This is a genomic window from Martinezella sp. CNPSo 3890 (assembly GCF_057784455.1).
Genome location: NZ_JBXSOR010000032.1, coordinates 19,793 through 31,725, shown reverse-complemented (window position 1 = coordinate 31,725; position 11,933 = coordinate 19,793). Strand labels below are relative to the sequence as shown.

The 11,933-nt window shown below is 56.6% G+C and carries 8 protein-coding genes and 1 pseudogene; 8 read left to right on the top strand and 1 reads right to left on the bottom strand.

Annotation, left to right across the window (positions count from 1 at the left end; genetic code table 11):
* The coding region (locus tag AC13RC_RS33610; protein ID WP_488559740.1) for a transposase at positions 1–249 on the top strand (249 nt) is incomplete at its 5' end.
* Positions 250–549: 300 nt separating this feature from the next.
* Here the strand turns inward: AC13RC_RS33610 and AC13RC_RS33605 are convergent.
* Positions 550–1,488, bottom strand: a complete 939-nt coding sequence (locus tag AC13RC_RS33605; RefSeq protein ID WP_113355783.1) for a LysR family transcriptional regulator — start codon at positions 1,486–1,488, stop codon at positions 550–552.
* Positions 1,489–1,665: 177 nt separating this feature from the next.
* Between AC13RC_RS33605 and AC13RC_RS33600 the strand changes: the two genes are divergently transcribed.
* The 7 genes and pseudogenes from AC13RC_RS33600 (at position 1,666) to AC13RC_RS33570 (ending at position 11,478) form a co-directional block, all read left to right on the top strand.
* Positions 1,666–2,499 (top strand): ABC transporter ATP-binding protein, encoded by an 834-nt coding sequence (locus AC13RC_RS33600; protein ID WP_113331650.1) that lies wholly within the window; start codon positions 1,666–1,668, stop codon positions 2,497–2,499.
* Complete coding sequence (locus AC13RC_RS33595; protein WP_488559739.1) at positions 2,489–3,301, top strand: ABC transporter permease; 813 nt, start codon at positions 2,489–2,491, stop codon at positions 3,299–3,301. Before AC13RC_RS33600 ends, AC13RC_RS33595 begins: the two co-directional genes overlap by 11 nt.
* Before the next feature lie 30 nt (positions 3,302–3,331).
* Positions 3,332–4,303: an ABC transporter substrate-binding protein gene (locus tag AC13RC_RS33590; RefSeq protein ID WP_488559738.1), complete on the top strand. Its 972-nt coding sequence runs from the start codon at positions 3,332–3,334 to the stop codon at positions 4,301–4,303.
* A 22-nt stretch (positions 4,304–4,325) separates the two neighbouring features.
* Positions 4,326–5,159 (top strand): nucleoside phosphorylase, encoded by an 834-nt coding sequence (locus AC13RC_RS33585; protein WP_113355787.1) that lies wholly within the window; start codon positions 4,326–4,328, stop codon positions 5,157–5,159.
* A gap of 5 nt (positions 5,160–5,164) precedes the next feature.
* Positions 5,165–6,163 carry a nucleoside hydrolase gene (locus AC13RC_RS33580; RefSeq protein ID WP_113355788.1) on the top strand — a complete coding sequence of 333 codons (999 nt, stop codon included), beginning with the start codon at positions 5,165–5,167 and terminating at the stop codon, positions 6,161–6,163.
* A gap of 13 nt (positions 6,164–6,176) precedes the next feature.
* A pseudogene (locus tag AC13RC_RS33575) lies at positions 6,177–6,781 on the top strand (deaminase).
* A gap of 173 nt (positions 6,782–6,954) precedes the next feature.
* Positions 6,955–11,478, top strand: coding sequence for a molybdopterin cofactor-binding domain-containing protein (locus AC13RC_RS33570; RefSeq protein ID WP_488559737.1), 4,524 nt, complete (start codon positions 6,955–6,957; stop codon positions 11,476–11,478).
* The last annotated feature ends 455 nt before the right edge of the window (positions 11,479–11,933 follow it).

Genomic DNA, 11,933 nt, shown 5'->3' with positions numbered 1-11,933 from the left:
AGAGCCTATGATGCCGAACACTTCCACGACACCATTCTGGACGCTGGTGCCACCCCCGTCATTCCGCCGCGGCCGGAGCGCCGCCGCCCGCACCGCTGCGACTGGCGGCTCTATAAAGAGCGCAACCTCATCGAACGCTTCTTTGCAAAGCTCAAGCAGTTCCGCCGCGTTGCCACCCGATACGACAAGTTGCTCGCCAATTTCAGAGGCTTCGTCATCATCGCTGCCATAATCATTTGGCTGCGATAGTTAAATCGTCACTACTGCCTAGGCCATGTTGACAAAGTGGGGCACGATACATGGAAACGGCTGGTCCGTTGCCGCGCGGATTTTTGCTGCAAGGGTGATGAAGCGTGAATGCTCTCCGGCAGAATGAGCAAGCAGCTAATGGTTGCTTGAACTCTGAACGTCCCGCTCTTGACGGGATATGAACCCGCGACCCCGTTGTTCTAATCGGGCGACAACCATAATTATTAAACTTGTGCTTAGGCATGGCCGCAGCTTGCTTGAACAGACCCTTCGATACCTCAACGCCAGCAGACAGAGGTCTCACATTTGCAAGATCCCAAGACCCTGACGGTTGACGCGCAAATACTCGCTCAGCTCGCCCTTCACGATTTCTATGAATTCCATCATGTAGACGGGCTGCACACGGCCACGTGGTATCAGGAGCGAAATCTGCGCGGGCTCCATGATGCCGGGGCCAAGTGGTATCCACGCAAGCTTGCCTTCGGAGACCTCCTTTTCCACACCGAGCAACGAGAGGAAAGCGATACCCAGGCCGGCTCGAACGAGAGCCTTGAGAATACCGGGCCGCTCAGCTCGAGCGACGATACGACCGGGGGCCTGCTCTCCCTCGAAAATATGTTTCAAACCGCTATGTCTGAGCCAGTCATCGCCAGGCGCAATGAGCGCCCATTCAGCAATGTCGGCCTGTGTCGCAACCTCCTTTCGTGATAACGGATGATCCGGAGCGGTAATGATCCCGATCGGATCGATGATCGAATATGCTCTTTCGGCACGGACATGATCGCTGACATCATAGGCGAGCACGAGATCCGCCTCCTTTGCCAGAAGCTCGTTGGTGATGCGCTGGTTGTCGCCTGATATCAGAGTATAACTCACATGCGGGAAAATGGCTTGCAACTTCATCATTGCGTTCGGCAACAGGTCCTCGGTAAAGGTCTCTGCTGCAGCGATGCGGATCGTGCCCCGTACACCGCCGCTGAGGCTGCCAATCTCCTGCTTGACCAGTGCCGCCTCCCTGTTCCAGCGCCGGATGTAGCTCAGAAGGACACCCCCAGCTGCCGTCGGGCGAATACCACGCGGCAGTCGCTCGAACAGTTCGACACCGATCTCCTGCTCGAGTTGGAGAAGCTGGCGGTTCATCGCTGAGGAGGCGACGTTCAGGCTTTCCGCCGCCTTGCGGATGGAACCATGCCGGATCGCGGCATCGAAATGAATAAGCGAAGTCTTGAGAAGCGCCATGCCAGCCTCCAAGTGAGCGAATTATTCGAGCAGAGAGCCTCAATAAATCTGCTGGTGCAAGGCCATCCGTCGGCCATATCATCGATATTACTGAAGAGAAACCTATGAGGCATCTTCAGCGATGCCACAAAATGGGCAGTGGATCATTTCAGGACAATCGCAACACAGGGGATTGAAATGCTAATCAAACCCGTGGGGGAGGTTTTTTCCTCGATTGAACAGATGGCATCGGACATATCCCCACTGCGTGCCGCGATCGAGATCAGAAATGTCTCCATGTCCTTTCCCGGAAAGCGGGCAACGGTCGACGCGCTGGTCGACATCAACTTGAACATCCCTGAAAATCGCTTCATATCGATCATCGGCCGCAGTGGCTGCGGCAAGTCGACCTTGCTCCGGATCATCAGCAATCTCCTTCCGCCAACCAAGGGCGAGGTGCGCGTTCACGGCCTTTCCTCGGTCGAGTACCAGCGCCGCAAGAAATTCGGCTTCGTGTTTCAGGATGCCAGCCTCTTTGCCTGGAAGACGGTCTTCCAGAATGTAGAACTTCCTCTGGCCATTCTTGGCGCCGGATCTGCGGCGGAGCGTCGAGACAAGGTTCTTGATCTCCTTAATCTTGTCCATCTGGATGCCTTTGCCGATCATTATCCCGCTCAACTCTCCGGTGGCATGCGACAACGCGTGTCGATTGCACGCGCTTTGTCCTACGAGCCAGACATTCTGCTGATGGACGAGCCGTTCGGCGCGCTTGATGATCTGACGCGCAAGGAGATGCATGACGAATTGATCCGCATCTGGAACGCACGGGGTTTGACGGTCGTGTTCGTCACGCATTCGCTCAGCGAGGCGCTGTATCTTTCCGATCAGATCGTCGTCATGGCTCCCCGCCCCGGCCGGATAAAATCGATCGTTTCCGTTCTCAATCCACGTGTCAGCGATCCCGCGCTGCGCGCCAGTCCGGAATATGTGTCTCAAATGCGGGATCTGGAGGCATTGATCCATGAGCAATGATTCCGCCGCACCCTCCGTCCAAATTGCCGTCGCCCGTATTGCTTCCCGCCTCATCGATCTCGCACCGGCCATCGGGCTGTTTGTTGCAATCGGGATCTTCTGGGAGGTCGCGGTCAGGGTCTTCTCCGTTCCTGCCTACCTGCTTCCGTCTCCCAGCGCCATCGGCGTGAAAATCTGGCAAGCACGCGACATGCTTTTGCAAAATCTCGCCTGGACCATGGCTGCCGCGGTTCTCGGCTTCGTCATCGGAACGGCGTTCGCGGTTTCGCTGGCCATGCTCTTCCTTTATTCCAGAGCCGCCGAACGGGCGCTTTTTCCGTGGGCGATCACCTTGAAGGCAATCCCCATCCTTGCCATCGCTCCACTTCTCACCATCTGGCTCGGTTTCGGTTTACCGCCCAAAGTAGCGATCGCCGCAATCGCCTGCTTTTTCCCGACACTGGTCAACGCGGTAAAGGGATTGCGCACCGTCGATCGGCAAAGCCTGGAATTTCTTTCGGTCATCGGCGCGACAAAGGCGCAAGTCTTCCGCCATGCGCGATTCTACGCCGCCCTTCCCTATATTTTTGCAGCCGCCAAGGTAAGCTCGAGTACCGCCGTTATCGGTGCCATCGTGGCGGAATTCACCGGCGCCAATTTCGGGATCGGCACGGTCATCGTCACCGCCGGTTACCAGCAGGATGCAGCCATGCTGTTTTCGGCGATCGTTGCGTCATCCGTCGCAACCATCCTCATGTTTTACCTGGTCGTTATCGTCGAAAAAATCAGTCTGTTCTGGCCCGAAGCCAGCATGGACGCCTGAACCATTCACAACCTGTTCGGAGACTTTGCAATGAGATCATGTGCATATGCCCTTTTTGCTGCCCTCATGCTGGCCCCCGTCGTTGTGTCGGCGCCAGCTCTTGCTGCCGACAAGGTCTCGCTTCGGTTGCCATGGCTTCTCAACGTGCAGTCCGCCGGTTACGTGATGGCCCGTGAAAAAGGTTTCTACGCCGATGCCGGCCTCGACGTTGATATCATGCCAGGTGGACCCAACCTGAATTCGACGGCTCTCGTGGCGTCAGGTGCCAATACGTTCGGAACGAATGATGTCGGCCAGATCCTGTTGGGGGATGCCAACGGCATGGACCTCGTCATGGTTGCGGCATGCTTCCAGAAGCACCCGGCCGGCGTGGTCTCCCTGGAGAAGAGCGACATCAGGAAACCTGCCGATCTGGTCGGCAAGACGCTCGCTTATAATGAAGGCGGTCCATGGTCATTGACCAAGGCCATGCTCGCCAAGGCTGGCGTACCGCTCGAGAAGATCAAACTCGTGGTGTCGCCGAGCGACCAGCTCCTGGTCAATGGCTCCGTCGACGCCAAAACCGGTTTCGTCATAAACGAGGCGGTCGCGCTCGACCTGCAGGGACACAAGACGTCGACGCTGCTGCCCTCCGATTTCGGTATCAGCACCTATGCCGAGGTGATCTTTGCAGCCCGCAGGACGGTCGACGGCAATCCAGATTTGGTCAAGCGCTTCGTGGCGGCAACGCAGAAAGGCTATGACTATGCCTACGCCCACAAGGACGAGGCCGTAAAGACCGTCGTCGGCCTCAACAACCAGCTCGATCCGGTGCAGCAGGCCAAGCAGATGGAGCTGCAGGAAAGCTTCGTCTACACCGATTTCTCGCGCGCCAGGGGCGCCTGCGCCTTCGATGGCGCAGTGATCGCAGAGACCGAGAAAACGCTTCGGGAATTCGGCGATCTGAAGTCCGCGGTCGACGTCTCGAAGACCTATTCGACCGAATTCATCCCCCCGAAATAATTGCGCAGCTGAGGAGATAATCATGACGATCCAACACACGCCCATTCATCCTGGCGGCTTGCAAATGCACCTGAAGATCAGGCCTGGCGATGTTTCCCGCTACGTCCTGACCCCTGGCGACCCCGGCCGTGTGCCGGTGGTTGGAAGCTCCTGGGATTCCTACGAAGAGGTCGCCTATTTCCGTGAATACCGAACGGCGCGCGGCACACTCGATGGTGTCGACATTACCGCCTGCTCGCACGGCGTTGGCGGTCCTTCGACGGACATTGCCGTTGTGGAACTCTCGAATTGCGGAGCCGATACCTTCATCCGCGTCGGCTCCTGTGCGGCCCTTCAGCCGGAGATCGAGCCTGGCGACCTGGTCATCTCGACTGGCGCACTCCGCCTTTCGGGCACAGTCGATGCCTATGTCGACAGATCCTATCCAGCGGTCGCCGATCATGAGGTGTTGCTGGCGTTGATCCAGGCGGCCGAAGACATGGGCGAACGCTATCATGTGGGTCTCGCCGCCAGCGTCGACAGCTTCTATGCCGGTGAGGTCAATCCGATGCCGGGCGGTTTCCGTCAGTCGAAAATGGACCATGTCATCGATGATCTGCAGAAGGCCAAGGTCGCGAATTTCGAGATGGAAGCAGCGACCATATTCACACTGGCACAATTGTTCGGGTTTCGCGGCGGGATGATATGTTCAGTGGGTGCCAACCGCATCACGCGCAAACGCGAGGATTCCGCTGATTCGATAAAAAGGTGTTGTGCCGTTGCCAGCCGCGCGGTTGTCATTCTCGCTGGCTGGGACGCGAAAAAGGCCGAAGCAGGCAAGAAACATTTCTTCCCGAAGCTCCTGGCGAAAGCGTGACGACAATGTCGAACCTTGCAATCCCAGTACGAAACAGGTCGCTCAAAATCATCTTCGATACGGACCCTGGCGTCGATGATGCGGCAGCGCTTCTGTTTCTCAATGCTTATCCCCATGTCACGCTCCTTGGCATTACCACCGTCTTTGGCAATGCTGACATCGATACGGTCACACGCAACGCTCTCTATCTCAAAAAGCGCTTCGCCATTCCGGCGCCTGTCGCGCGCGGCGCCGGCATCTCGCTTGCCGGTGAGACAAGTCTGCCACCTGCTCATATCCATGGCCAGAACGGCATTGGAGACATTGCACTGGATGAGTCCGCCCTCCCAGAGCCGGACCCGCGACCAGCGCACAGATTCATCATCGACACGGTGCGGGAAAATCCAGGTGAGATCACGCTCCTCGCCGTCGGCCGGCTGACAAATCTTGCGCTTGCCCTAAGAGAGGCGCCTGACATCGCCACCCTCGTCAAGGAGGTCGTCATCATGGGTGGCGCGTTTTCGCTCTCCGGGCACAATGGCAACGTGACGCCGGTGGCCGAAGCAAACATGATCGGCGATCCTCTTGCGGCCGATGAGGTGTTCGGCGCGGCATGGCCTGTTACCGCGATTGGCCTCGATGTCACCCGACAGGTCGTGATGGGACCGGCGGAACTCAATCGACTGGCAGCGTATGGTGGCGAGGCAGGCCGCTTTATTGTCGAAATATCCAAGGGATACCGCGCATTCCATGCGCAGTTCGGAATAGACGGCTACTATGTTCACGATGCCACCGCCGCGGTCTACGTGATCGATCCATCCTTGTTCAAGGTGCGATCAGGGCCGATCCGCGTCGCAACCGAAGGAGTTGCGGTCGGGCAGACTATTCAGCGCGACTGGGAAACCCTTTATCCACCCGGCGAATGGGATATGGCTCCCGATCAGAAAGTTGCGATCGGCGTAGACGCCAATCGCGTGCTTGGCATGCTGCTTGGAACGCATATTCCCTGCCTTCTGGCATCGTGAGGGATGACAAGCAATGGCTCTCCCGAGAGATGAAAACCTGCTTTTGAATGCACTTCTGGCCGCACTTGAGGACCATGTGTTGCCTCTGACACAGCAGGGCGTGTCGCGCGGCAACAAGATCTTCGGCGCCGCCTCGTTGCGAAAAGACGACTACTCTGTCGTACTGGCGGAAACGAATAATGAGATGGAAAGTCCATTGTGGCATGGCGAGATCCATGCTCTCAAGCGCTTTTCCGAACAGCCGGCCGCAGAAAGACCGGCTCCGAAGGATCTGATCTTTCTCTCAACACATGAACCTTGCCCCATGTGCCTTTCGGCAATCACCTGGGCGGGGTTCGACAACTTCTATTCATTCTTCACGCACAAGATTCCCGTGACGCCTTCAGCATTCCGCACGACTTGAAGATTCTGAAGGAGGTTTTTGGACTGGCCCCTGGACAATACCGGCGCCAAAACGCCTTTTGGCATAGCCGCTTCATTCGCGACATGATCGCCGTTTCAGACGAAACGATGCGTTCGCATTTCGAAGAGCGCGCATCCGCAATAGCAGAGAAATACGTTTCATTGTCGGCACTCTATCAGCAGAGCAAGCATAAAAACGCCATACCGCTGAACTGACGCACGGGCTGCGTCTTTCCGCACACTGGATAAATTCACGGGTGGATTCCCGGTTGAAACGGCCGGACCGACCAAAGCAGATTAATCAATCTCAGATAGGCAGCCGCCTCATGACCAGCGGGACCTCCGCTGTAGAGGCGAATTCTTAATCGTAGCTAGCCAGGGAGCCACAAATGACAGCCACGTCGACCTTGCAGTTCTATCTCAACGGTAAGTCAGTGACTATCGAGAACCCCTCTCCGTCCACTTTGCTCGTTGACTATTTGCGGTCGCCGGAGGTGCGCCTGACAGGCACAAAGAAGCCCTGCGGGCAAGGCGGGTGCGGTGGTTGCACGGTCATTCTCTCGGACTGGCCGGGTGGAGGGTCTATCAGACACCGCGCCATCAATTCCTGCCTGCGCCGACTCTGCTCGCTGAATGGAATGGCGATTACAACGATCGAAGGGACAGGCAGCATGCCGGCCTCGTTGGCCGCTTATCCCGCACATCATCCGACCGCCTCACGCGGAGGTCCTGATTTCCAGGATTCCCTTCCCACCAGCCTAGTTGAAGCGATCAAGCAGGTGAAGGCAAGCAACAAGAGGGATCTCACACTTGCCGCTGGTCCTGATATCTCTCAAATCAATCCTGTTGCCCATGCACTTTCAAGCAACAATGGCAGCCAATGCGGCTATTGCAGTGTTGGCTTTGTGATGAACATGTCGGAGTTCATCACAAACAATCCTAAGGCTATCAAACAAGATATCGAAGGCATTTTCGATGGTAATCTCTGCCGGTGCACAGGATACCGTCCAATCCTCACTGGCATGAAGACTTTGGCAAGCGACTGGTCTTCGGATGATGAGGACCATCGGATGAAGTGCTTTGAGGATCCAGAAATCGATATTCCCAAAGGAACTCCGGTCAGAATCGACGCACCGACCTCACCATTTCCAGTAGAGCCCCTGGACGTTCTGGGGTCTGTGCAGTGGTTTACGCCATCGACCATGGATGAACTGGCAGCTGACGCGGCCCACCTGACGAATGGCGGCAAGACGTTCCGCTTCATACATGGCGGCACATCCTATGGGATCTACAAGACCGAATTCGAGACAGTCGATGCCTTTATCGACCTGCGATACGTGCAGGAGCTGCAAGGCAAGCCTAGCCCGGCATTTCACGATCAGCTTCATTACACCCTTCCCGCCTGCATCACCTACAGTGAACTCATTGAATTTATCGCCAGCCTCGATGATAACTCTCCGGATTTCGCCGCGATTCTGTATATGGCCGAAAGGACGGCCGGACGCATCGTTCGAAATGCCGCTTCGATCGGCGGAAACTTCATGTTGTGGCTCCATCACGTTGCAAACGGCAGCGGCGAGCCGTTCCCGTCCGACCTGACGCTCGCCCTCATTGGCACAAACTTGACCGTGACCTATTATGAACTGGATCTCGCCAATGGAGTGCCAGGACAGCAATCGACCGAACAGGTCGATACGCTCCTTACCAGGATTGAAACTGATCCGACCTTCCCAGGCAAAATTGTGATCGTCAGCTTTCAGATCACTCCCACCGGTACGTCTTTCTCGGACCCCTATGAGCGCTACTTCTCCTTTGCCCAGAAGGTGGCGTTGCGGGAAGTAAACGCACACTCCATCGTTAACTCGTTCATTTCATTTGATATTGACGTTCCATCGGGCAACGCAAAGAGTCCCGGAAAGGTCATATTCGGAGGGATAAATGCCTCTTATTGGAGGGCCTCGACCATCGAGGGCTGGTTCTGGAATGGCACGGCTTTTTCGTATGAAAACCTGTTGTCCGCCTGCGCACAACTCAAGGCAGATGTAACACAAGCTCTGGCGGATTCTGCGGCTCGAAGGGGCGAGGCTCCATGGGAGGGATTTACCGACGAATACAAGGCGAACCTTGCCGTTGCGATGTTTTACAAGGCGGGTGTTGCGGTCCTTGTCAGAATGGGCTTTGCAATGCCGGTCAACGCCAATTCTGCCGGCGAAATGACCTGGGGAACATGGCCGGTCAGCAACGGTCTTCAGGATTATACGGCACAGGATTTCAAAGCTCCGGTCGGACAGCCATACGTCAAGGCGACCGCCCTAGAACAGTGTTCAGGCCGCACGCACTATACCCATGAACTCGCCTATCCCCAAGGCACCCTGCATGCCGCCTTCGTCCAGAGTCGCAGCGCCCTGGCCCAGTTTTCATTCCAATGGCAAAGCAATCCAGTTCAGCCGGATGATCTCAGCGACAAGCTGGCGGACATGTTCCCGCACTTCCGCCGACTGCTGACATGTGAGGACGTACCTGTCCGGCCGGCTAACTTCCAGGGCATGGGCGGCGATCAACCCATGTTTGCCGAAGGCTCCGTTCTTTATTTCGGGCAGGCGATCGCTATGGTGCTTGCCGATACCGAGGAGGATGCGAATCTGATTGCCGACTATGTTTCCGAATATTGCCTCGGCTATCAGCCGATCAATTGGGACGTGAGTTGGCAAGAACCAATATTGCCGATCGAGGACGCCATTACAAAAGGAAGCATCTTCCCCGACACCCCGTCCACAGCGGCGTATCTCTGCCACATATGGAAGATCACGCGCCCGCGCAGCCGGCTTGATTGGATGGCCTCCCTGCCAGCCGTCCCCAGCGACTTCGATGCAGAGCCGGTAGTGACTGACAACGTGCCCGTCGACGGGGCGAATTGCATCCGAGTGGTCAACAATCAGAAAACCGGCGGGCAAGCGCATTTCTACATGGAAACGCAAGCCTGCCTGGCAATTCCGGCGGACGAAGGAAGGATTATTGTCAATTCGTCGACGCAGAGCCCGATGGAGATGCATCAGACCGTCGCCTCGGCACTGGGACGACAGTACAACAAGGTCAAGATCCAGACGCGATTGCTGGGCGGCGCCTTTGGCGGAAAAACCGAGCAGGCGCGTTTCACCACGGGACCGACGGCCGTTGCCGCCGCAGTCATGGATGCGCCCGTACGTCTGGCGATGGCCCGCGACAGCGATATGGCGATGATCGGCAAGCGGCATGCCCTTTATGGCGTCGGACAGATAACCGTCGATGACGGTTCGGTTCGCCCGGAAGACAAGGGGAGGATTAAAGGCACCCATTTGACCCTTTGGGCTGACGGTGGTGCCTACTACGACTGTTCCTTTGTGGTCACGAATTGCATCCAGACCCGCATCGATAATGCCTATATGATCGATAACTTCGAGAGCCAGATCGATGTCTGCAGGACCAACACGCCACCCAATACGGCGATGAGAGCGTTCGGGGACATTCAGGCCACCAATATTCTGGAGAACCTCATAGACGACGCGGCGACTGCGGTTGGACTTCGCCCGGAGGAACTGCGGGAGAAGAATTTTTACCAGCGGGGTGAAGTCACTCCTTACGGTCAGACCCTGACTGCCTGTTACATGCTGGAAGTCTGGAATTACCTGAAAGCAAAATGTGAATTCCAATATAAGCTTATGGATGTTCAAGCGTATAATGCGCGAAACAAATGGAGGAAGCGAGGCATTGCGCTCATTCCCGTCAAATACGGATCGGGATACAATTTTGAGCAATTGAAGCAGTCGTCTGCGATCGTCGTAGTCAATCAATCGGACGGTTCGCTCGTGATCCATCAGGGCGGTGTCGACATGGGCCAGGGCCTGCTGACCCAGGTCAGGCAGGTGGCGGCCTATGTGCTCAACATCCCGCAGTCACTCATCCATGTGGAAAGTCCGCAAACGGATACGACCCCCAATACCAGCAGCAGCGGCGCCTCAACGGGAACGCCCTACAGCGCCGAGGCCGTGAAGCGTACCTGCGAACAGTTGCGCCAAGGATTGACGGAGTTCGGCTATCAGCTGCTGAAAGATAATGGGAATGACTGGTGCCAAGCGAACGGGCTCGACTTCTGGAATTACGGAGAGGCCGGCTGGAACACCGAAGTCACCATCAACGAAGTCACCGCCCTGATCTGGCAAAACCTGGTCAACTACGCCTATAAGCAGCGACTGCCGCTGACGGCAACCTTCAACGCCGATATCGAGCACGGCGACTTCGACATGCCGGTCCTGACCTTCAAGCAGGCCAAGGATCAGCTGAATATTCCAGGCATCACGAGGGCGAACGTCCCAACCGTTACAGACGTCCAGAGCCAGTTCGTGGGATTCACCTACTCGGCGGCCTGCTCGGTTGTCGAGGTCGACATCCTCACGGGGGAGACGAAGATTCGCAGCTCCGACCTCGTCTACGACGTTGGCTGGAGTCTGAACCCCGCGCTCGACGTCGGGCAAGTCGAAGGCGCCTTCGTTCAGGGCGTTGGCTTCCTCATGACAGAGAATCTCGTATACCAGCCTGACACGAATGCTGGAAATGGGAAGGGGCAGCTCAATACGACCAATACTTGGCGTTATAAGATCCCAGCGCACGTCACGATCCCACTCGAGTTCAATGTGTCGTTGTTTCCGCGAAACGATCCGTCGGTTGTTAACATCCCTCCGGACGATCAGGGGATCTTCTCTGCCAAAGAAGTCGGCGAGCCTCCCCTGGTGTTGGCAAATTCGGTGTTCTTTGCCATCAAGGATGCAATCCGGGCATCAAGAATAGAACGCGGCCTCTCCGGCCTATTCAACTTGAGAGCGCCAGCCACAGTTCAGGAGGTGTGCCGCGCATGCGCCCTCGACCTGCCCAATTAGGCGGTTTTGCAGGAACAATCGCGAGGAGACTAATCAGCCTGTATCCGGTTCCCACGCTCGAACATCAACGGAGTAGCCGCTGCTAAGCTACTCCCTTCAGGGCTATCTGCGATGGGAGGTATCGAGACCTTCCATATACTGACTCGTGGAAACCAACACTGCACTGAACGACGCGAACCGACGCGGTCGCGCCGCGGGCGTCACCTTCGATGGCACGGCAAAATGCAAAACTGGCTAAAATCATAACGCAAAAGAACACCCCACGGTCATTGCTCTACTAGGCGCCAAACAGTCGGCGGAGTGACGATGGTATGATGTGACAGCATAGCAGAATGGACCGCACGAACTGAAGAACCCGTGGCATCGTATAGCGTCCCAAAGCGCGGCAAGTTGATAGGGATCGATTCGTGCGGAAAACATCAGGGCCAGCGATCGTATCAAACCGCGCTTACAGG